Below are 23,652 nucleotides of genomic sequence, written 5' to 3' on the forward strand. Positions count from 1 at the left end.
CTTAACTATGCTTGTAAAATCTTATGCTGCCGCTGTGCAAGGCATTACTGCAACGATTGTAACAATTGAAGTGAATTGTACCAAAGGTATTCAATTTTTTTTAGTAGGCTTGCCTGATAATGCTGTACGCGAAAGCCACGAACGCATTGTTTCCGCTCTTCAGGTATCCGGTTATAAATTTCCACGCAATCGTATTATCATTAATATGGCCCCCGCAGATATCCGGAAAGAAGGCTCTTCATACGACCTCCCTATGGCCATCGGGATACTGGCGGCAGCTGAAGAACTGGATGCATCAAGGCTAAGTCAATTTATAATGATGGGAGAACTGTCGCTCGATGGAAGTCTGAAACCGGTTAAAGGAGCACTCCCTATCGCCATACAAGCACGGGAAGAAGGATTTAAAGGACTTATCGTACCTCAACAGAATGCTAAGGAAGCAGCTGTTGTCAATAATCTGGAGGTATACGGAGTCGCTAATATAAAGGAAGTGATTGAATTTATTAGCGGAAAACGGAATTTACAACCGACAGTCGTGAATACTCAAGAAGAGTTTTATTCCCGTCAACATTTATTTGAAGCTGACTTCTCAGACGTTCGCGGACAAGAGAATGTAAAACGAGCGATGGAGGTTGCTGCAGCCGGTAGCCACAACCTTATATTAATAGGTCCTCCCGGAAGCGGAAAATCGATGCTTGCCAAACGCCTCCCATCCATCCTGCCCCCCTTTACTTTACAAGAGTCGCTCGAAACAACCAAAATCCATTCCGTCGCCGGAAAGATTGGTATTGATACATCTTTAGTAATTCAACGGCCTTTCCGTTCCCCACATCACACCATATCGAATGTGGCCATGGTAGGTGGCGGAACTTTTCCACAACCGGGTGAAATAAGCTTGGCTCACAATGGAGTCCTTTTTCTGGATGAATTGCCGGAATTCAACCGGAATGTATTGGAAGTAATGCGCCAACCTTTAGAAGATAGAATAATTACGATATCACGTGCTCGTTTTTCGGTAGATTATCCGGCCAACTTTATGTTGGTTGCTTCTATGAACCCCTGTCCATGCGGCTATTATAATCATCCCGAACGTCCTTGTCTTTGTACGCCGGGAGCCGTTCAAAAATATATGAACCGCGTATCCGGACCGTTATTGGACCGTATCGATATACAAATCGAGGTAATACCTGTTCCTTTCGAAAAGATTTCCAATCAAGAACCCTCAGAGTCCAGTGCCTCTATCCGTGAACGTGTAGTAAAAGCTCGCACGATACAACAGAAGCGTTTTGCAGCCTACGAAGGTATCTACAGTAATTCCCAAATGAGTACTAAATTACTGCACAAATTTGCAGTCCCCGATACAGCTGGTCTTGCCCTCCTGAAAACAGCCATGCAACGACTGAGCTTATCGGCCCGTGCTTATGACCGTATCCTTAAAGTTGCTCGCACCATTGCTGATTTGGATGCCTCTCCTAATATTGAAGCTAAACATCTGGCCGAAGCAATTAATTATAGGAATCTGGATAGGGAAAACTGGGGGATATAACATCGTCTACAAACAACGGATAAGCCTTATGCTATTAATCATCAAAAAATTAAAGACCGAAGAAACTCAGAGATTAAAAACTCAACGAGAAGTAAACTCCTCCCCCTTGTTGATTGAAAGTAGGAGCAACCATCAGGCGATAATTGTCTCCCTGATTGCTTCCCCCATTAACTTTCCTATTATTTCTCCTATTAATTTTCTGCGCAATAGCATTACGTATCGGAAAATAAGCCAGATAAGATAATTCGGCAGAAAGAATACCGAACCCCGCTCCAGCCACAACATCCGCTACCCAATGTCGATTATTATAGACCCTCGAACCCGCAACAAACAAAGCCAGTGCATAACCGGAATAAGCCAGTACCGGGCTACTGTCCTTAAACTCTTTATAGGCAATATGCGCTCCCAAAAAAGCATTTGAAGTATGCCCGGAAGGAAATGAATGGCGCCCTCCATCCGGACGAGGCTCATCCACAGCATACTTCACGGCACGCGTCATACCAGCATTGAAAACTTCGGCCAACGCAACCAGACAAAGTTGATCCGCCCAATTATGCTTCTCCTTCCCCATCAGGTCACAGACGAAGACCCAACCCAGCATTCCCCATTCCATATAATTGTCGACATGGATTTTCTTAACCGACTCTTTCCGGTTGAGGAGATGGAAATCATTCAAGCCGTCAACTGCTGTTCCTACAGTCCCCACAGCAATCAGCGAAGCCGGCAATATCAGACTTGTCGGTTTAAACCGATAGGGAACAATAGGCATCTTTTGCCGCAAAGTATCAGATACAACTATCGTTTCTTGTGCCCGTAAGGGAAAAGTCGTTAATTGCAGGATAGCAAGCAGGATATAAATCAAATATTTCATTTATCCCTTTTATATGTTCCATTCACACCCACCTTTTTACTATTATCCGGTAGTATCCCCGGATGAACAAGTCCAAACCAAACCAATCCGAACAAGCCCGCATTCCAACCCTGTAATTGGAAACCTAGGTTTTCGCCTGTCAAACTATTTATATGCTCGTTGGGCGACCAATCACCGGAATCAACCAAATCAGCATGTGCCACCCGTTTTATTAAATCAATTGCCTCCGCACTACGTCCCATCCGAATGCGCGACCAGCAATCCATAAAACTCACCCAAGGCCAGACAGCCCCATTGTGATACGTGGCCGGTGCATAACCGAAACTAGCCGGATAATAAGGAGAAGTCTCGCAGATACCATATTTCGTCAGACTCTTCTTGTTCAGAGCTTCAATTATTTTCTCCGCCCGGTCTTCCGGTACGACATCAAAAAGAATACCGATAGTCTGGTCTTGCAAAAGTTTATCGTTTACCGTTCCGTCCCGCCATATCTGGCAATAATATTCACCGTTCCACAAGCCACCTTTCCCGGTAGGTTTATTTACGGAATCATATCCTTTCCGATAAGCAGTCTCATATTTCCGAAGGCTTTCCGAGTCTTCGCACTCTTTACTCAAATAAATCATTTGCCGAAGGGCAGCTAAGTAAATCAAACAAGAAAAAGGAGAATATTTACGTCCCTCCACCCCTTTGACATCTTTCCAATCGCCCCAGAAAGAAATCTGCGCCGGCAAACCGCTATTCGTATCGTCCCGGCCGATAAGCCAATCCATCGCTTTCCTCAAAGCTGGCCACCAAGCATCAAGTCCGTCACGATTATGATAATATTGATAAAAACGAGTGGCGCGAAGAATAAAGAAGGCATTGATGTCAAGATCATCATTACGCTCAATCAGAGGCAGAATAGTAGTCGGTATCTTGCCGGAAGGTTGTTGATAATGAATACTTTCTTCTATCATCTGTTGCTCGGTATCTTTGAAGAGAACAAGGTGCAGCCATGAAGTCCAATAACTGTCGCGCTGGTTCAATTCACAATACCCCATCGTCAGGACATCTCCCTTCCGGGTTCGTTTCGTCAGAGATATACCGGGTATCATATACCAGCGGAGATAGGTATCGAGTTCCTCATCGCCCATTACCGGAATAGCCTCTTCAAAACAAATAGTTTTATCTTTTAGAACGGACCAGGTACAGAAACCGTAAACAGACAACTCATCGACATTGCGGAACTGATTGGCTGTCGCCCATTCCGAATCGTAGAAAGCAAGCAGAATACGGAGTTGCTTCTTCTCTCCGGCTTTCAATGAGACAGGAATCTGCCAGTTACCATCCACCCAACGAGTTTCTACATCAGCATCAATCCGACAAAGCCCCTTTCGGCAGTTTTCGGTCAACACTTCATCCGGATGGGCGGTCAGTGTAAATGTTTCATCGGCCGAGGTCGAGTTTGTACAGGTAACTTCAAGCATCAAAAGAGGCAGCGAAGAAGTCTCCGGGTCGTTAATGCCCAGCGGACAGAAGGTTTCTACCACAAGAGTTGAATTTATTGATGGGGAAGCACTGTAAGTATTCTTCACAAAAGGAAATCGACGTTGTACAGTCTTTTTCCCAAATCCGGAAAGAAGATGATTCCGTCCATCCTTCTCTACTCCAAAAAGAATGTTTCCACGGCCGGACAACCAATCGCCCAATTTCCCCGGATTTTGCATGATATCCCCATACAAGTCACCTGTAGCGGAGGCGTTAACTGTCAGAGCAAAATTAGCAACAGGATAACCGTCCGGTATCTTTTTTTCACCAGGTACACCAGCCTGGCATTCTATCTTCATTAAAAGACAAAAGGTAATTAATAAGAAGATTCTCATCATATTTACATCTTAATTAATACTACTCGCTATCACAATACCACCCGCCATTATTCATTTTGTCTTGTTGAACAAATCATACAGGTCAACCTTTATTCTTCAATTCTCATATCTACACTCTCATCAAAACCTCCTTCAAATTGATTATCCTCAACCTTTATATCTACCACCCGCTGGAAAAACAAACGATATTTGTTCCAATGGAAAGCCGGATAATCGTGGTTTTGCCGAATAATATTATTCCGAAACACCAGACCGTCTACCGACTTGGCATACACGATTGGTCTGTCGAAAGTGTCGAATTCGTTATTCTCAATCACAATACCACTATGGAAATATTTTTTCTGGTCTTTCAAATCGGGTATTTCGGGATAAATGGAAATGACAGCATTTGTGAATTGAAACATATTGGTAAGGGAATTGATAAACTTGTTATCGCGTATCAGCACATCACGGCAAGCACCGGTCTCGAACCAACCGTTGCAATCACCACACAGCAGAATAGCCGTACCCGAAGTATGGTCAAATATATTCTTTTCGACTACTGTCTTTTTCGGTGTACTGAACAAGGAACCACGAGCACGGTTATTGCGGACGATATTATCAGCGAAATAAACTTCAGGTGTCCATTCGAGGTTCTCGATACCAAAAGTGCCGGTTTCGCTAATAACAGGGTCCACGGGCTTTTCGAAAGTAATTCTGAATAGTTTGGCTCCATGAGGGCTTGGACAGTCAACAGCCTGAATGGAAGCGATACGGTTAGGCGTACCTATCAGCTCCATTGTCCTAGAATCGATATATTGGACACTATCGCCGGAATACCCCCAATCGAAACCGTATGCTTGCGGATGCATATATTCACCTATCAAGGTCTTATCATCTACCCGTTCCTTTACTTTCAGATAAGTACCATGTACATTAATGGCATCGTCCATCATACCTTCATACAGTCCGTTCACTGAAATAATCTTCCCTTTGCAACCGGAGAAATGAGTAGCATCCGCCTGCGTAGTAAAATAGCGGGGGTCCTCCTTACCACGAAGGCAAACAGAGAATTTATCCAAAGTGATATTTTCACTCATTTGTGCCAGCAATCCCATACCTTCGGCATAATGCACCCGGATATTTTCCAATCGGGTATTTTTATCGTGAGAAACAAAAATACCCGGAGTAGGACGTCCGTACCCACGCATGGCAACTACTGTTCCAGGAATTAGTTTTTTATTCATCCAAGGAGCTTTAATCTTACGGGGCGATAATTCAGTCACGTTACGGCTCCCGACAGCTATATCGCTAGTTGTATACACCAATCGTTTGGTATCTCCCTCGAAAGCAATACCGAAGCCGGAGACATGTTCCCAGCCCTCACCTTTTGCCACAAAGGCACTGTCGCGAATTTCATACTGTACCCAAGGGGCGACTTCGTATGTTATCATACCATTCACCGTATCGTTTTCCAAGACTTTCACCTGGCTGATATGCGGATTCTCAAAGTCAATACTAAAATTCCTCAAGGTGCAATTTTCTGAATGAACCAAAGAAACAGGGAGCATTCGTCCGTGAAATATCAGTTCAGAACCCTGCCCGTCGAATATTACATTCTTCATCGACTCGAAAGGCAACCCTACATATTTAGGATTATCCTGATCATGATTGGATATAAAATATTCGCGCTCAGATGCACCTTCCGGATAAAAATCATAACGTCCTTTCGGCAAAACAATTACAATGGAGTTCGATTTATCAGAAGCAACGATGTCCTGCAAAGCTTTCGCTATTAAAGGGGAAGCATTTTCTTTTGTATCCGGCTTCAAGCCATAATCCGCCAAATTATAAGATTGTTCAGTACAAGCGGAGAATAGAACAGTTAACAAAAATGAGAAGAAGATGTTTATTTTCATACAATATACGTTTTACTGATTATTACATCAATTAGCCTACAAAGTAACAAAAAACAAACATAAATTACTATTTTAAAATCGACAGAAACGAAACAATACCTGACAAACAGGTTGGCTAAGGCAGAGATTATTCATATATTTGCCACTCTAAAAGAAACAAAAACAAATTATGGAACATCCATTAAGTATTTACAACACACTCACAAGAAAGAAGGAACAGTTCATCCCGCTGCACGAACCGCACGTGGGTATGTATGTTTGTGGCCCTACTGTCTATGGAGATGCTCATTTGGGACATGCCCGCCCGGCCATTACATTCGACTTGCTGTTCCGTTATCTTACGCATATAGGATACAAAGTACGTTACGTACGCAATATAACCGATGTCGGCCATCTGGAACACGATGCGGACGATGGCGAAGACAAGATTGCCAAGAAAGCCCGCCTCGAACAGCTCGAACCGATGGAAGTGGTCCAGTATTACCTGAACCGTTACCACCATGCCATGGAAGCACTCAATGTACTTCCACCCAGCATCGAGCCACATGCTTCGGGCCATATCATCGAACAAATCGAACTGGTCAGGAAGATATTGGACAACGGCTTTGCTTATGAGAGCGAAGGTTCCGTTTATTTCGATGTGGAAAAATACAACAAAGCGCACAATTACGGTGTACTTTCCGGCCGTAACATTGAAGATATGCTGAATACGACCCGCGCATTAGACGGTCAGGATGAAAAGCATAATACCATCGATTTCGCACTTTGGAAAAAGGCACAGCCGGAACATATCATGCGCTGGCCATCTCCCTGGAGCGATGGCTTTCCCGGTTGGCATTGCGAATGTACGGCAATGGGTAAAAAGTATCTGGGTGAACATTTCGATATTCACGGTGGTGGCATGGACCTGATTTTCCCTCATCATGAATGCGAGATAGCCCAAGCCGTCGCTTCACAGGGCGACGACATGGTTCATTACTGGATGCATAACAATATGATTACCATCAACGGGCAGAAGATGGGGAAATCGTTAGGCAATTTCATCACACTGGAAGAATTCTTTTCCGGCAGCAACAAGATATTGCATCAGGCTTATTCACCTATGACTATCCGCTTCTTTATCCTCCAAGCACATTATCGCAGCACAGTGGATTTCAGTAATGAAGCGCTACAAGCCGCCGAAAAAGGACTGGAACGCTTGATGGATGCTTACAATCATCTGACGAAACTGAAAGCTTCAGATGTTTCGACGGTCGACGTCAAAAATTTGCGTAATAAATGCTATGATGCCATGAATGACGACCTGAATTCACCAATTGTCATCGCGCATCTGTTTGATGCTACCCGCGCCATCAACTCGGTAAAAGACGGGAAAGAAACTATTTCGGCCGAAGACTTGAAAGAGTTGCAAGACGTATTCCACACGTTCGTTTTCGATATCCTCGGAATGAAAGACGAAGCAGCCTCTGCCGGCGGCAACAACTACGAGGCATTCGGCAAAGCCGTAGACCTGCTGCTTACTCTTCGCCAGCAAGCGAAAGTAAACAAGGACTGGGCTACTTCGGACAAGATACGTAACGAACTGACCGCCATGGGCTTCGAAATCAAAGACACGAAAGAAGGTGCCGAATGGAAACTGAATAAATAAAATGACAATACACGAATTTCTTCAAGGCGACAAGTTCGCCTTATTAGCCGGTGTTGAGCTGTTGGAAACCGGCAACGGATATGCGAAAGCTCGTATGGAAATAAAGCCGGAACACCTCAACGGGGGTGGGGTCTGTCAGGGAGGTGCTATCTTTACCTTGGCAGATTTAGCCTTTGCTGCGGCAACAAACAGCCACGCTCGTCTGACTCTATCCATTACCTCCAATATAAACTTCTTCAAAGCGGAAAGTAAAGGTTATTTGTATGCCGAAGCCCGTGAAGCATTCAGCCACAAAAGACTGTCAAACTGTGAAGTACGAATCACAAACGAAGCAGGTGATTTGATTGCCACATTCAACGGAACAGGCTATCGGAAAGAAACGGAACTACCGTTCGCTCCCATAGAATAAATCTTATCTATTTCGTCGAACGTCCGCATACAGCATATCTGATACCGGCCGACGTTCCGGATGGCCTTCCCAGCAGGAACGGGTTCGTCAGTTGGCAGAATCGCTTGCGGACAATGAAATGATTGTTATGACACTGGAATAAGGTCTCAAAAAGTCTTAAGGATTTCGGGAGAAAGACTTACGTTTTTCCCCGAAAAGCCTTACGGCTTTAAGAAGAATAGTCACCACTCCGCACAGCTAAGGCCATACCGAAAAGAGAAAAACGACCGGCAGAATAAAAATAATTAAGGACGGGGAATGACGAAACGCGAACTAAGCGGATAACGCAACCCTTTAGATGATTTATAATAAACCTCCACAGCCCCAATCTTAAGTTTGGCACGTATCTTGACCGGAATATGATTTTCATCATCACCTATCCATATCTCGGCAGCTTCCTTACTCTGAGTAAAGGCATCGTCAAAGATGTCTATGTAGAAATGGCGGGTGCGATACTTGAGCGTTTCACTACGTTCCACAATCTGCTGGCCGGTATAGCGAAAGCTGACATTAATCCGGTCACGACCGATAGCTACCTGAAAAGGAAATTCGTCGCCATAATTCATCTCGTCCCAATCCAGCGAACGAAGATATAAAGTGGCTCCTAACATATCGAACATATACTGCGCGGAAGAGACGAGAGTCGTATCGATTTTGGTACGAGTCGGAGTATAACGGTGGGAATGTGCAACGATATTTTCTTCATCATACGAAAACTTAATATCATCTATCAGATAATAGTCATTTTCGTTTACACGCTTTTCACTCCGAAGCAGTAGCATGTCCGGAGTAAAATAACAGTCTAACGTATCACGCATCCGATACACCTTTTCGAACAAACCCGTGGTATTGAAAAGCAAACAGTAATGATAGGCCGGTTCGTTCTCATATTCCACCTCTTTGATAGACAAACTGGCTTGTCCTGCACGCGGCATCAGCAAACCCCACTTGAAGTATAGTTCATACCGTACTTCCTCTCCGGATTTGATACGTTCCTCAACAGGTATATTCTGCGCTCCCGTCACACCGACCAGCAACAACAACAGGAGTGTCAACCAAAAACGGTCGAACTTAGAACGGCAAAGCCATATTGCCGACTCCGGAACTTTTTGAAGATTGCTGTCCTTCATCTTTATAGTTTCTCTTCTTTTTAGTTACTTCCTTAGGTTTATTTTTTGTTATCTCAAGCGGTTTCTGCTTATATAACGGTATCGAACGGTAGTTCCATGGGATTGTTTCGTCCACATCCCAGTTCTGCGTTATTTCATATACCTTAGGCGAATAGAATACCTCTTCCGGTTGCCGCTTCTCGGCATAATTCCCAGGATCCCATTGCCCATTATTATTTAAGTCGACAACTATGCGAACATAATATTTAGCAGGCTTAAGGTCCATAAAAAGAGCTCCGCCATCTTTCACAGGGACTTTCCGGACAGGGGCATCACTGGTTGAAAGTAGTTCGGCATAGGCCGTCGTATCCACGCCTTCTATAGTGACATACAAGTTCCCGTACTCATCCTTATTCTTTATCTTAAATTCACCGGAATATTTATCATTCCACTTCCCATATAAACTGGTAATAACAGTGGAATCTACTCTCAAACGATACTCTTCGCCGTACTTCCAAGGTCGAAGAATAAAGAAATTCAGGCTATTAGTTGTATCAGGGAAGAAATCGAAATCGATTTCATTCCAGATTGTATCCGTCTTCTGATCAAGAGAGAACATCTCCTTGTTTATGTCAAGAACCGGCTCATCGAAAGTGATAGAGACCGTATCAAAAATATCCATCGAACTGGGAGCATCCACCAGCATACCAAGGAAGACAATCGGTTCGGGCTCATCATCCTTCTTCTTTTTCTTCTTTTCAACCGGACGTTTACGCATTACAAGCGTCAAGGTATCCGTTTGCGGACGGAGAATATTTAAAGAGTCGCTCTTGGGATAGGTCACTTGCATTTGTAATGTATCTTGCTTCCATACCATCGAGTCGGTCAACCAATAGTTGACACTTGCACCTCCATCAGTACGTTGTACAAAATACCAACTGCTATCCTCTGGAGCAAAATTGAGCGGGACAGGTACGGGAATCGTATCCAGTTCGGTATTGAAACGCAATGTAAAATACCTTTCATCCAAACGTTCAGGTTTCACCATATACTGACGTACAAACTTTTCCTTAAAAAGCCGCAATACGACATCCTCAGGCAGAAAGCGCGTGAACTCGACAGTACGGATGGTATCGATAGTCAGACTGTCTTTCCAAGTTGTATCCTGCCGGGTTGCCAACTCGAAAGTAGGGACAATAACGGAGTCCAGAAAAGCAATATCTTCACCGGGCTGGTCAAACTTATAATCACGGTTCACATCATTCAAGGCGAACAAGCGATAAGTTCCCGGCGCAATGTTACGGATAGTAAAATGCCCTCTATCGTTGGTTCGTGAAGTACGTACAAACGGGATATTCACAAATGCGGAGTCTGCCAGGTTACTGTGCAGACCAATCGTTATACCTGGCATCGGTTCCAAGTTCTCGGCATTAAGCAAAACTCCCGATATCTCAAGCGAGTCTATTACGTCACCGGTAGAAAAGGCAAAAGAGAAGTTCTCAAATACATTCTTTTCATTGTTATCAGCAATCGAATTGGTGAAGTCGATTGTATATGTAGTATTCTCCTTCAATGTATCTTTCAGCTCGACGACTACCTTTCTTCCTGCCGAACGGATAACAGGCATCTCTATTTGGGGGGGCGTAATGATTACATTTTCCGAAGGTTTATCTATCTGTATCAGCTCATCAAATATAATTTCAATCTTTTTCCCTTTGTAGTTGGTCTGGTTAGGAGACGGCAAGCTACCGATAAACCTGGGCGGTGTTTCATCATACGGTCCTCCGTTCGGGCTACCTATATTGGCACACGAATAGATGAAAATCAGGAGAACTGTTCCATACAACAGCCGCAATGAATTACGTATATATCTATTATCCATTCAATCTCTATTTAAAGTGAGTCTGACAAACACGCGCAAAAATAGGGAAAAATCCGGTGAATATTAGTGATATATAAGGTTATTAATCAATCTTTGCATTTCATGTGTCTATCTGCCTGTTAGCCGGATTAGCACGCTATATGTTTCAATATAATACTTACACGGGATATATCCCGCTTTTCAACATCCGAAAGCCAATCCGGCAATACAAACATTTCTTCTTCTCACAATATTCGCGTTTTAACTGGATAAGGGCTTGAGTATCGCATGCATTACTGACAGAAATACCGGCATTACAAAAGGTTGAAACGATAGTATTCTTTTCAGGCGGAATAGTTTCCAACAGGCGAGTGGCACGGTCGCAATACTCCGGTAACTTATTGTGAAGCCCGTAAGCAAAAAACATCGGAACCACCGTATTGATAAGGAGAATGTTCAATGTATTCTCTCCAATAAGCTTTGGTTTAGGAGCCGAAGCACAACGGAAATGGTAATGTGTTGTCCAATAGTCTGAAGGAGTGATACGAAAATACTCTTTAATTCCGCCTATACTTCCGGCATGAAGAATTGACGAAAACAACGTATCATGTTGTACCCAAAGAGCCGCCAACTGTGCCACTTTCAAATAAGGGAAGTTCACCGGACGAATACGAAGGTTCTTAAAAACAGAAGCATCCAAAGGGATAAGAGAAAATTTGTAAGCCAAGAACTGATACTCGCGCTGCAAGAGGCGATAATAAGGGTCATCGTTTTCCTCCGTAAGCATTCCGGCCTGTCCGAACAGCATCGCTTCCACCTGCGAAGAACTGCCTCGCTGTTTTTGTACGCAACGTAAAGGAAGGCTTTTGGCAAGACGTTCGAAAGCATCATTATTGACCCCAAAACCAAAGTTACGGGTTAAAATAATATAAAAGACTTCATTCCAATCGTCCTTATACTGCTCCAGCAAAGTCAGGATATCATGTGTTTTCCGTTCAAGGCGTTCACTCAGCAGGACAGCCAGCCAAGAAGAGATATGCATTGAATCAATCTGAGGGATATAATTGAGGCAAGGTAAAGAAGCTTCCCGATAAAGAAGCCAGTCAATACTACGCGAAACTGTCTCCGGAACAGTCAGGACCAGTTGCGGGACGAGCTCTCCTGTCGTACGTGTCACTTCCATATCATTCAACCCTGTAACATGAAGGACTACGGTATCATAAGCTCTGTTCTTGTCATGACCATGCAGTAACCAGTCTGAAGCCTTATCATGTATTTCCACACTTCCGGCCCAGAGTGTTCCGTCTATTTTTATTTTTGCATTGAAGAAATCGGGACCCGCATCCGTGTTCTGTATGCCGGGGTCGATGACTTGGAGCAGACGTCCGTCGGTGGTAGTCAATGGGGTGGCTACATAAAGTTTGTATTTCCAAACATAGTGTAATAAACGTTCCATCTTCTTTCAGAGTTAAGATTTATGGTCCAAATCTAATCATTATTCTTTATATTTGCACTCTAAAGGCTAAAGTATTAGCTATATTATTCATTTTATATTGGATTAAGATATGAAAATTGCACTTATCGGTTACGGGAAGATGGGCAAAACCATTGAACAAATAGCTTTAAGCAGAGGACACCAAATCGTTTCTATCGTTGACATCAACAACCCTGAAGAATTCAATTCCGACAATTTCAAGAGCGCAGATGTAGCCATCGAGTTTACAACTCCGGCCACAGCTTTCAACAATTATATGAAATGTTTCGCAGCCAACGTTCCGGTTGTCTCCGGCACTACCGGATGGCTGGACCGAATCGAAGAAGTAAAGACCATGTGCGAAAAAGAAGGTAAAACCTTTTTCTATGCATCCAACTTCAGTATCGGCGTCAACATCTTCTTTGCCCTCAACAAATATTTGGCGAAGATTATGAATAACTTTCCGACTTACGACGTAAAAATGACGGAAACCCACCATATCCATAAGCTGGACGCACCGAGTGGCACTGCCATCACATTGGCCGAAGGTATCCTTGAAAACATCGACCGCAAAGACCGCTGGACACTAGATGCAGCCGAACAACCTGCCGACCTTCCCATCCACGCCATCCGCGAAGGTGAAGTGCCGGGTATCCACGAAATCACTTACGAGTCCGATGTTGACTATATCAGTATCAAGCACGATGCCAAAAGCCGTGCAGGTTTCGCTCTGGGAGCCGTTGTGGCAGCCGAATTTACGGCCGGAAAGAAAGGCTTCTTAGGAATGAATGATATGCTAAAGTTTTAATTATCCCTTAGACTACAAATACAATGAAGAAGTTTTCTAAAAAACAATGGATTAAATTTAGTATCGCCGCCATCCTATATGCCTTGTTCGTACTCTGGATGCAAAACGGTTGGTTGCTTCTCGGTTTGATTGTACTGGTCGATATCTTCCTGACACAATATATCCCCTGGGGAGCTTGGAAAAAGTCGAAGAACCCGCAGGTCAGGAACGTATTGGAATGGGTGGACGACATCCTGTTTGCACTGATTGCCGTCTACTTTATCAACATATTCATCTTCCAAAACTATCAGATACCCAGTTCGTCATTGGAAAAGTCTTTGTTGGTTGGCGATTACCTGTTTGTCAGTAAACTGAGCTATGGACCGCGCGTACCGAATACGCCGATTGCTTTCCCGCTGGTACAAAATACATTACCGTTCTTCAATTGCAAATCCTATCTGGACTGGCCGGAATGGGGATACAAACGTGTGAAAGGCCTCGGAAATGTGAAACGCAACGATATCGTAGTATTCAACTTCCCTGCCGGCGACACGGTTGCCCTGAAAGTACAGAACCCGGATTATTATAACCTAATAGAAGATTATGGCCGTGAAACAGTCCTGCTTGACAAACAGAATTTCGGTGACATCATCTATCGCCCGGTCGATAAACGTGAGAATTATGTAAAACGTTGTATCGGGATGCCCGGCGACACAATTGAAATACGCGATAACCAAGTCTATATAGACGGTGTGGCGGCTAAGAACCCGGAAAACATGCAGTTCAATTATTACGTCGAGACAGATGGTTCGATGTTGAGCGAAGAGCAATTCCGCCTACTCGACATCAGCAAAATCGACCGCATATTAGTGTCAGACGGCAAATCGAACACCAAGACGCTCTCATTCCTAGGCTTCAAAGCGGACGAAAACGGACAGTTTAAACCCACTTACCGTCTGCCTTTAACTCAAAAGGCATTGGAAAAAGCAAAGAAGCTGCCGATTGTAAAGGAAATTATTATCGAGCCTGACGCTTGGGCCGGTTCTACCTATCCCATAGGTTACGAAACGGGGTGGAGCCGCGACAACTTCGGCCCGTTATGGATACCGAAGAAGGGTGCGACCATACAGTTGAACGAACGTAATCTGGCCCTCTACAGCCGTTGCATCAGAAACTATGAAGGCAATAAGCTGGAAGTGAAAGACGGGAAAGTCTACATCAACGGAAAACCGGAAACTACTTATACATTCAAATACGATTATTACTGGATGATGGGGGATAACCGTCATAACAGTGCCGATAGCCGCTCATGGGGCTTCGTACCGGAAGACCATATCGTAGGGAAACCTATTATGATTTGGTTATCCCTGGATAAGGACCGTAGTTTGTTCAATGGAGGTATCCGCTGGAATCGCATGTTCCGTTGGGTACATCCTGATTAATCTATTTTATGCAAAAGGAAGAGACTGACAACGGATATAAAACGGGCGGCCATAAAGGTCGTCCCTATATGGGATGGGTGATAACTTTAGTTATTGCCTTTCTCTTTGTCATGTCCATCCGTCAATATTGTACCGGCTCCTACCAAGTATCGACCGGAGCGATGGAAGAAGCTCTTCATAAAGGAGATTATATATTGGTGAACAAGTTACCACTAAAAGGAAATCCCGGCCGTAACCGGGTGGTGCTCTTCACCAGTCCGTTGCGGAAAGATACATTGAACAGTCCTCTTTTCCTGGGCCGTTGCATCGGGATGCCCGGCGATACGATAGAGGTTAGCGACGAAGGATACAGGGTGAACGGACAGCTTTTGCCCCGCTCTCCCCGCTCACTAAACACTTATCTGGTGGCAAACAGCGGAGCCGCGGACTTTCTGAAAGCCCTTCACAAGTTGAATATTCCTCTTCGTAACAAGAAAAGCGAAGCCGAAGGCTTCTTCCTTTCCCTCACCTCTTTCGAAGAATATCAGTTGCGTGAGGAACTGGACGCAGACACAAACCTCCGTTTCCTGAAAAGCCCGACCGAGAGCTACACGCTCATCGTCCCCCGCAAAGACCGTGCCCACCGGCTGGATGCGGCTGCCCTCACCGCTTGTAAAGAAGCGATACAACGTGAAGCCGGCGAACTGGCTGATTTCCGTGACGGCAAACTATATCTGGATGGACGCGAGACGACTTTCTTCTTTTTCAATCAAGATTATTACTGGATACTGGCGGATAATACAGATGAGTCCGTCGATTCCCGCCATCTCGGCTTCGTACCTCGCGACCACATTACCGGCAACGCCTGGTTCTGCTGGTACAGCCACGATAAGCAACACCTATTTAAACCCGTACACTGACATGTTACCTGTTTATCTTTCCACGGCCTATCTCGGTCCCGTACAACAATACTGTAAAATGCTTCAATACCCCGAAGTCCGCATCGAAGCGGCAGAAAACTACCTGAAGCAAACCTACCGCAACCGTTGTACCATCGCGGCAGCCAACGGTCCGCTCTCACTATCCGTTCCCATTATCAAGCCGGATACACTGAAATGCCTGACGAAAGATATTCGTATCTCCGACCACGGAAACTGGCGACACCTGCACTGGAACGCCCTTGTTTCGGCGTACAACATGAGTCCTTTCTTCGAATATTACGAAGAAGACTTTGCTCCCTTTTATCAGAAGAAGTATGATTTCTTGTTCGATTTCAACGAGGAACTGCGCCGTACGGTCTGCCACTTGCTCGACCTGCAACCGAACCTTGTCTATACGCAGGAGTATATTCCTGAAGTTGCAAACGATTATCGCGAAATAATCCGCCCCAAACACGAAGGGGAAGACCCCGCTTTTCGCCCGAAACCTTATTATCAAGTATTTCGTGACAAATACGGATTCCTCCCCAACCTGAGCATCGTTGATTTGCTTTTCAACATGGGCCCCGAAGGGCTGCTCATCTTACGCGATTCTATAGCATCTCTTTAATCATTTATTAAAGCCTTGCCTATTCTTTCTGGAACTTCCTACTGACCTTCAACAAATTGGTCGTGAAAGAAACTATATTTTGCGCCTCTTGTACCATATTCAGATAAACCATGCTGACCTTCGTACTACCGGTCTGTCCCTGAATACGTTTCAATTCGCTTTTCTTCAGAGCAACAAGTTGGTTCATCAGCTCTGCAGATGTAGCGATTAAGTCATTCAAACGGTGATAATCATTGCTTTCTATCATCTCAGCACTTTGGTTCAGGAAAGTGACGATATTGTCGGTTACATAGCCGAAATCCGTTTTCTGTATCTCACTCAGCGGACTGAAATGGTTATCCACATGCTCCTTTTCTGGCTCTGTCAAACGGCGAATGCTGAATATAATTTCACTGGCGAAATCGTTCCCTTGGTAATAATACAAACCTTTGTCGATTGCAATATCACGCTCCAACTGGGTAACCCCGAGTGTCCCCACGCGTTTTATCTGTTTGAGATAGCTTCTTTTCTCTTCTACCCCGGCCATCACTTTACGCAATTCGCGGAGGTTTTCATCCATAAAACCATGAACAGAACGGTAGAAAGCTTCGGAGGTAAAATTAAGAACATTACAAAGTTCCTCGCGGCTATGTTCGCGGAAAAGGGAAAGCGCCTCACGCTTGTCGGTTGTCTCACGCAATTTATGAACAGTAGTATTCACGGCCTCCTGCATCGCTTCCTTCTTCATCTTCTTCTTATAAAAGAGCTGATTACGTATCAAGATATAAACGGCAAGTCCCACCATCGCCACCATCGCGGCAATTCCTCCTACATGTATCAATAAAGCGACAAAGAAACAGATGGTAAAAGCCGCTATCGCTGTAATAAACCAACCACCGATGACAGAAAGTACGCCCGTAATCCGATAAACAGCACTCTCACGTCCCCAAGCACGGTCAGCCAACGAACTACCCATAGCCACCATAAAAGCGACGTAAGTAGTAGACAACGGCAGTTTCAACGAAGTACCAGCAGCAATCAATAGACCTGCCAATACCACATTCACCGAAGCGCGTACCAAGTCAAAACTGGCCTTCTCTTCCAGTATAATTTCACTATGATTAAAACGGCTGTCTATCCAGTCCTTGACACGAGGAGGAACAACACTTAAAATAACGCTCCCTGCATTGTTGCACGTACGAACCAGAACACGGGCAACCGGAGATGTACCAAAGGTTTCATTCCCTTCCGATTGTCTCGCCAAATCGAGGGAAGTCTTTACCACATTATGGGCTTTTTTAGAAGTAGCAAGGGCTATTACCATCACCAATCCGGAACCTACCAAGAAATACCATGGAGTTTTAGCCGGTTCAAGCAGAGAATTCATCAAGAAAGTATCCGTAGTTGTTGTTCCTCCTTGTGCCATTAAATCCATATAAGAAGAATAGCCCGCCAACGGAACTCCGATGAAGTTCACCAAGTCGTTTCCAGCAAAAGCCAACGCGAGTGCAAACGTCCCCATCAAAATAATGACTTTAAACACATTGACCTTCAACCAGTAAAGTACCTGCATCAGGATAGTGAAAAAGATAAAAGCGCCCCATACGATTTCATTCGTATGCCCGTAAATGACCTCTTTCAACTCGCCTTCCATGAAAGCACTTTGCTTCAGTCCCTTTATCAACATAAAATAAAGGATAGAAGTTGCTGCCAAGCCGGCAAACAAGCCGACAAAGTATTTTGCATGCTTTTTATAATTGAATGTAAATATCAAACGGGATATATATTGCACGATTGCCCCGAAAAAGAAAGCAATTGCCACCGACAAGAAGATACCCAAAATAACAGTAAAAGCCTTATCTGTATTCAGTAAATCACTAAACTGAAGGGCTCCGTCTGAATTTGCAATCTTTACCAACGAAAGTGCAACCGTACCTCCCAACAACTCGAATACTAGCGAAACGGTTGTAGAAGTGGGCATGCCAAGTGAATTAAAAATATCCAGCAACACCACATCCGTCAGCATCACTGCCAGTAGAATGCACATAATTTCGGAAAAGAAAAAATGTTGCGGTTGATAAATACCGTGCCGGGCAATGTCCATCATCCCATTGGAAAGGGAAGCTCCTATGAAGATACCGACTGCGGCTATCACCATAATGACCTTGAACGAAGCGGCTTTTGCGCCAATAGCCGAATTGAGAAAATTCACTGCATCATTGCTGACACCGACCGAGAGGTCGAATACAGCCAGAACAAAAAGGAAAATAATAAGAAAGAGATAAAACGTCTCCATAATAAATTGTTAGATATTTGGTTGCAAAAGTCAGAAACAAATATTTCAGCCGAATGACATAGATATTACAAATCTGTTACAAGTCTTTATCATAACAGATTGATGCAATCCGAAAAGAAAACAGCCAATCATTCTCCAACAATTTATTATCTTTACGCGCAAAGAAAAGATGAAATATTGACAGCTAACTATAATTCCCGGGAAAAATGAAACAACATTTACTCTTATCTCTCGCATGCCTCTCATTGTGGGGATGCGGTCAGGAACAATCACAGAAAGAGACGCAACTCAAGATGATTGAGCAAGTGGACTTCTCACACGTAAAGATACAAGATAGCTTCTGGTCGCCCCGGCTACTGAAACATATCACGACCACTCTCCCCGTCTGTATCGACCAGATAGAAAACCAGACAGGCCGTATCCGCAACTTCGAAAATGCAGCAAAAGGAGAAGGGGAACATTCGGGTATCTTCTTCGACGACTCGGATGTTTACAAGGCATTGGAAGGGATGGCCTACGCCCTGATTAACAATCCAGACCCGGCATTGGAAAAGAAAGCGGACGAATGGATAGACAAGTTTGCCGCCGCTCAACAGCCGGATGGTTATATCAATACGTTCTATACGCTGACAGGCCTGGATAAACGCTGGAGCAATATGGACAAACACGAAATGTATTGCGCCGGCCACATGATTGAAGCCGGAGTGGCTTACTATAAAGCAACCGGCAAACGAAAACTGTTGGATGTCTGCATCCGTATGGCAGACCACATGATGGACGTATTCGGTCCGGGCAAACGCCATTGGGTGCCGGGACATGAGGAAATCGAGCTTGCCTTAGTCAAATTATACCAGGTAACGCAGCAAAAGAAATATCTTGACTTTGCTTACTGGCTGATTGAAGAGCGCGGCCACGGTCACGGCAGCAAGGGAGACGAAGGGGAATGGAGTCCGGCTTACTATCAGGATGACATGCCGGTACGCGAGATGACGGATATCGGCGGACATGCCGTACGTTGTATGTATTTGTATTGTGGAATGGCCGATGTAGCGGCTTTCAAGAAAGACTCCGGATATATTGCGGCCCTGAATCGTTTATGGGACGATGTCGTATTACGGAACATGTATGTGACCGGAGGTATCGGTTCTTCCCACCACAACGAAGGTTTCACGGAAGATTACGACTTGCCGAACCTCGATGCTTATTGCGAAACTTGCGCCTCTGTCGGCATGGTGCTCTGGAATCAACGGATGAACCAGTTTACAGGCGACTCCAAATATGTGGATGTTTTGGAACGTTCGATGTATAATGGTGCTCTGGCAGGTATTTCTTTGCCGGGCGACCGGTTCTTTTATGTGAACCCGCTGGAGTCCAAAGGCGACCACCACAGACAAGCCTGGTACGGTTGTGCTTGCTGTCCGAGCCAGATATCCCGCTTTCTTCCGTCCATCGGTAGCTATATTTACGGGACTTCCGACGATGCGCTTTGGGTAAATCTCTATATCGGCAACCAGACAGAAATTCCGATGGACAAATCGGCTGTTACGGTAAAGCAGGAAACCCGGTACCCGTGGGACGGCTCTGTCCGGTTGACCCTCAGTTCCCCACAGCCTCTGAAAAAGGAAATACGCATGCGTATCCCCGGCTGGTGTAAGGAATATACACTTTCCGTAAACGGCAAAGAGACCACAGCACCCGTAGAAAAAGGGTACGCTGTCCTGAAAGGTGAATGGAAATCCGGCGATGAAATCAACTTAAACATGGACATGCCTGTCGAACTGGTTGAAGCAGACCCGAGAGTAAAGCAGGACATCGGCAAACGCGCCATCCAGCGCGGCCCGTTAGTGTACTGCTTGGAAGAAGTCGACAACCGGAAGGATTTCGACAAGCTGGCTGTTTCACCCCAAACAACATTCCACAATCACTTCAAGGCTGATTTACTGGACGGAGTGGAAACCATCGAAGCCGTGAACGGAAACGAAAAGATAAACCTTATCCCCTATTATGCCTGGGACAACCGGGAAGCGGGGAAAATGAAGGTTTGGATTGATTACTTACAGTAATTCAATACCTCCACACCCGTCACCGTACTTTTGAAATTCCCTGTCTTTTGCAGAGGAAAGACCAGTGTACGGACATAATTCATCGAGTCCTTGCCGCCGTTGAAGAAGCGCTTCTGAATATTGAGTTCTTCTTTCAACTGCCCATCGACATACAGACGAGTGGATTTCTCATCTCCGGAGATGGAAACAGAGACCTGTTCACCCGGCAAGAACTGATAATTGAATGTATTCAGATACCCATCGCGGGCAAAGCCCAGCTTACCGCTTATCGGGTCGGACAGGTAAAAGACGGCATCCGGAGAGCGGAACAATTCGGTTCCGGGAGCTTCGGGAACGGCTTGTATATTGAAAGAAACCGTATATTGGTAGCCGATTTCCTTCAGGCCGGTTTCCATATTGGGTTTCAGAGTTTCAATATTATAGACGGCACGTGGTTTGTTCCCGATACGTCCGGCAACGTTTACGCCCGGAGCTTCGCTCAATTCCTTGCGGCGGACATCAAAGTCCTCGAATGCCACTTTGTTGTTCTTTCCGGTCCACATCTTGACAGCCAATGTCTGCATAGCAGGGAAGACACGGTAATGAATATCCTTCGTGCTGATACCATTGCCGGCATGGTCGTTCCACACAGCAAACATACCGCCGGATATTTGTTTATGCTTTTCAGGAAATACCTCTTCGCCGATATGGGCAGGAGTCCAGTTTTGGTAAAGCCATCCGGTATCCAGGTAATCGTGATAATACCCGGCTGCAGGAACGATATAGACTGCACCGTCGGGAATACTTATCAGGTTGTAGCCCTGCTTTATCATCTCTTTCGGGTCAGCATAACCATTGTACCAGGCATTCATTATCACGTCTTTGGACTTTACCGGGGTCTGTCCGTTCGCATGCGTCAACGCTCCCCATACACAGGCTTGCTTGCCGAAACTTTCCACAAGACGGATATAATGGTCGGTGAAGGCACGGAACTTTTCGACTACTTCCGGGTCTTTATTGGAATATTCATCTGTTCCGATATGAACACGTTTACCGGCAAATACAGGATTGCTGCCTTGCAAATACTCACGGAAAAGACTATCTACAAACTCATACGTCTCCGGTTTAAGAAGGTCGAGATGGTCCATACCATATTCCTTACTGCCTATTTCAGGCCGGTATTGGGTAAAAGCCAGCGAATGGGCCGGAACATCTATTTCGGGAATGATTTCAACCCCCAAACTGTCGGCAAGCTGCTGGAGGGCGACAAACTCTTTCTTCGTATAAAAGCCGTCGCGGGCGGTCAAACCGGGGAAAGTCTCCGATTCCAAGCGGAAGGCAGAGTAAGTCTTATTCCAATCATGTTCGTAATATTGCGGGAAAGCATTATCGTTCAAGTGTATCTGGAATGTATTCATCTTATAGTATGCCATCATCTTCACATAGTCACGCAGGAAAGACATGGGGATAAACTTGCGTCCGCAGTCCAGCATAAAACCACGCATGGCATAATCGGGATAGTCGCGGGCGGAACCCTTTGGCAAAGCTTGGTCGCTCTGCTGTTCTGTCATCTGAAGCAGGGTACGCGTTCCCCAGAACAGCCCGCGGCTTCCGGGAGCGGAGATAGTCACACGGTCGGTAATGCGTAAGGAATAGCCCTCCTGCCCCAAACGATTGTCCGGCGAAAGGGTCAGGACGAAATCGCCAGCGGCGGCACGTCCCTGAACGACCATCATCCGACGTCCGAACATCGTTTCGTAATCATCCGCAAGCTGACCGGCGATACGGGCCACTTCCGGGTCTTTACTGTTATACACAATGCGGGATGTCGACTGAGGAGTGAACATACCCTCACTTCCCACCCATTCCCTTAATTCGGGAATCACAAAAGGCTTATTATTCTTCGCCGCCTCCATCTGTACGGCAGGTAGCAAAACAAGGACTGCCAACAGCAACCGGTAGAGTTGTTTCTTCATAGATATTTTATTTATTAATGCGTTTGATAGAACACTGCAATATTACAACTTTTTGTCCATCCATGCAACCGGAACCGCCTTATTGGTTAAAAGATGAATACAAAGAAAGGGGGTTTACGTTTGATTTATTACTTTTGTAGTCAAATTTATATGAATGAGTTACAACTGGAACACACGGACAGAGCTTCTATTAGGTGCTGACCGGATGGAACAACTGGCACACAGCCATGTGCTGGTAGTAGGATTGGGCGGTGTTGGTGCTTATGCTGCCGAGCAGATATGCCGGGCAGGTGTAGGACACATGACGATTGTAGATGCCGATACGGTAAACGAAAGCAATATCAACCGGCAACTTCCGGCCTTGCATTCCACTTTGGGAATGCCCAAAGCGGAAGTGATGGCTCTCCGTCTGTTGGACATCAACCCACGTCTGAAGCTGACAGTTGTCAACGAATTCTTGCGTGACGAACGGACGGAAGAGATACTGTCGGCTACCCGATACGATTTTGTTGTCGACGCTATCGACTCCCTCAGCCCGAAGGTCTTCCTGCTCTACCATGCGCTGCAAAAGGGCATCCCCGTTGTTTCCTCTATGGGAGCCGGGGCTAAGACAGACCCTTCGCAGGTGAAGATTGCAGATATTTCGAAGACCTGCAATTGCGCCTTGGCCAAAGCGGTACGCAAACGTCTCCGCGGACTAGGCGTCAACAAGGGAATTCCGGTAGTATTCTCCACCGAAATGGCTAATCCTGATGCCGTCATCGAAGTGGACAACGAGCAATGCAAAAGGACTACCACCGGAACCGTATCCTATATGCCGGCTCTTTTCGGATGCTATCTGGCTTCGTACGTAATTAATCATTTGACAACGGACAACTGA

17 protein-coding genes are annotated in these 23,652 nt (G+C 45.2%); 9 read left to right on the plus strand and 8 right to left on the minus strand.

From position 1 onward, the window contains the following. Window positions 1-7: 7 nt before the first annotated feature. Window positions 8-1,546 carry a YifB family Mg chelatase-like AAA ATPase gene (locus DW103_RS05295; protein WP_122274627.1) on the plus strand — a complete coding sequence of 513 codons (1,539 nt, stop codon included), beginning with the start codon at window positions 8-10 and terminating at the stop codon, window positions 1,544-1,546. A 73-nt stretch (window positions 1,547-1,619) separates the two neighbouring features. Here the strand turns inward: DW103_RS05295 and DW103_RS05300 are convergent, their stop codons facing one another. The 3 genes from DW103_RS05300 to DW103_RS05310 form a co-directional block, all read right to left on the minus strand. Further along, entirely contained in the window at window positions 1,620-2,417 is a 798-nt protein-coding gene (locus DW103_RS05300) for a phosphatase PAP2 family protein (protein ID WP_122274628.1), read from the minus strand. Further along, a complete protein-coding gene (locus DW103_RS05305; RefSeq protein WP_122274629.1) occupies window positions 2,414-4,285 on the minus strand; it encodes a GH116 family glycosyl hydrolase in 1,872 nt (623 codons plus the stop codon). Before DW103_RS05305 ends, DW103_RS05300 begins: the two co-directional genes overlap by 4 nt. Before the next feature lie 89 nt (window positions 4,286-4,374). After that, window positions 4,375-6,183 (minus strand): alpha-1,3-galactosidase B, encoded by a 1,809-nt coding sequence (locus DW103_RS05310; RefSeq protein ID WP_122274630.1) that lies wholly within the window; start codon window positions 6,181-6,183, stop codon window positions 4,375-4,377. Between the two features lie 169 nt (window positions 6,184-6,352). Here DW103_RS05310 and cysS point away from each other — a divergent pair, with 169 nt between their 5' ends. Both cysS and DW103_RS05320 read left to right on the plus strand, forming a co-directional pair. Continuing rightward, window positions 6,353-7,831, plus strand: a complete 1,479-nt coding sequence (gene cysS, locus DW103_RS05315; protein WP_122274631.1) for a cysteine--tRNA ligase — start codon at window positions 6,353-6,355, stop codon at window positions 7,829-7,831. A 1-nt stretch (window position 7,832) separates the two neighbouring features. After that, entirely contained in the window at window positions 7,833-8,240 is a 408-nt protein-coding gene (locus tag DW103_RS05320; RefSeq protein ID WP_122274632.1) for a PaaI family thioesterase, read from the plus strand. A gap of 284 nt (window positions 8,241-8,524) precedes the next feature. Here DW103_RS05320 and DW103_RS05325 read toward each other — a convergent pair whose 3' ends face one another. The 3 genes from DW103_RS05325 to DW103_RS05335 all read right to left on the minus strand — a co-directional run bounded on the left by DW103_RS05325 (window position 8,525) and on the right by DW103_RS05335 (window position 12,705). Then, the gene (locus tag DW103_RS05325) at window positions 8,525-9,409 is read right to left on the minus strand and encodes a DUF3108 domain-containing protein (protein WP_122274633.1); all 885 of its coding nucleotides are present in this window, start codon (window positions 9,407-9,409) and stop codon (window positions 8,525-8,527) included. Continuing rightward, entirely contained in the window at window positions 9,351-11,270 is a 1,920-nt protein-coding gene (locus DW103_RS05330) for an Ig-like domain-containing protein (RefSeq protein ID WP_122274634.1), read from the minus strand. The genes DW103_RS05325 and DW103_RS05330 overlap by 59 nt, the downstream gene beginning before the upstream one ends. A 157-nt stretch (window positions 11,271-11,427) precedes the next feature. Next, entirely contained in the window at window positions 11,428-12,705 is a 1,278-nt protein-coding gene (locus DW103_RS05335) for a DUF2851 family protein (RefSeq protein WP_122274635.1), read from the minus strand. Window positions 12,706-12,814: 109 nt separating this feature from the next. On the opposite strand from DW103_RS05335, the gene dapB reads away from it, so the two are divergent. Genes dapB through DW103_RS05355 form a run of 4 tightly spaced genes read left to right on the plus strand, consistent with a single transcriptional unit; the run spans window position 12,815 to window position 16,479 of the window. Further along, entirely contained in the window at window positions 12,815-13,531 is a 717-nt protein-coding gene (gene dapB / locus DW103_RS05340; RefSeq protein WP_122274636.1) for a 4-hydroxy-tetrahydrodipicolinate reductase, read from the plus strand. A gap of 23 nt (window positions 13,532-13,554) precedes the next feature. Then, the gene (gene lepB / locus DW103_RS05345) at window positions 13,555-14,952 is read left to right on the plus strand and encodes a signal peptidase I (protein ID WP_122274637.1); all 1,398 of its coding nucleotides are present in this window, start codon (window positions 13,555-13,557) and stop codon (window positions 14,950-14,952) included. Between the two features lie 8 nt (window positions 14,953-14,960). Next, complete coding sequence (lepB, locus tag DW103_RS05350; RefSeq protein ID WP_122274638.1) at window positions 14,961-15,851, plus strand: signal peptidase I; 891 nt, start codon at window positions 14,961-14,963, stop codon at window positions 15,849-15,851. Window position 15,852: 1 nt separating this feature from the next. After that, a complete protein-coding gene (locus DW103_RS05355) occupies window positions 15,853-16,479 on the plus strand; it encodes a WbqC family protein (RefSeq protein ID WP_122274639.1) in 627 nt (208 codons plus the stop codon). Window positions 16,480-16,498: 19 nt separating this feature from the next. On the opposite strand, the gene DW103_RS05360 is transcribed toward DW103_RS05355, so the two are convergent. Further along, the gene (locus tag DW103_RS05360) at window positions 16,499-18,754 is read right to left on the minus strand and encodes an inorganic phosphate transporter (protein WP_122274640.1); all 2,256 of its coding nucleotides are present in this window, start codon (window positions 18,752-18,754) and stop codon (window positions 16,499-16,501) included. A gap of 206 nt (window positions 18,755-18,960) precedes the next feature. On the opposite strand from DW103_RS05360, the gene DW103_RS05365 reads away from it, so the two are divergent. Beyond that, window positions 18,961-20,817: a glycoside hydrolase family 127 protein gene (locus DW103_RS05365; protein WP_122274641.1), complete on the plus strand. Its 1,857-nt coding sequence runs from the start codon at window positions 18,961-18,963 to the stop codon at window positions 20,815-20,817. On the opposite strand, the gene DW103_RS05370 is transcribed toward DW103_RS05365, so the two are convergent. Continuing rightward, entirely contained in the window at window positions 20,805-22,772 is a 1,968-nt protein-coding gene (locus tag DW103_RS05370) for a family 20 glycosylhydrolase (protein WP_122274642.1), read from the minus strand. The genes DW103_RS05365 and DW103_RS05370 overlap by 13 nt on opposite strands. A gap of 154 nt (window positions 22,773-22,926) precedes the next feature. Between DW103_RS05370 and DW103_RS05375 the strand changes: the two genes are divergently transcribed. After that, the gene (locus DW103_RS05375) at window positions 22,927-23,652 is read left to right on the plus strand and encodes a ThiF family adenylyltransferase (RefSeq protein WP_122274643.1); all 726 of its coding nucleotides are present in this window, start codon (window positions 22,927-22,929) and stop codon (window positions 23,650-23,652) included.

It is taken from the genome of Parabacteroides sp. AM08-6 (assembly GCF_003473295.1).
Lineage (GTDB): Bacteria > Bacteroidota > Bacteroidia > Bacteroidales > Tannerellaceae > Parabacteroides.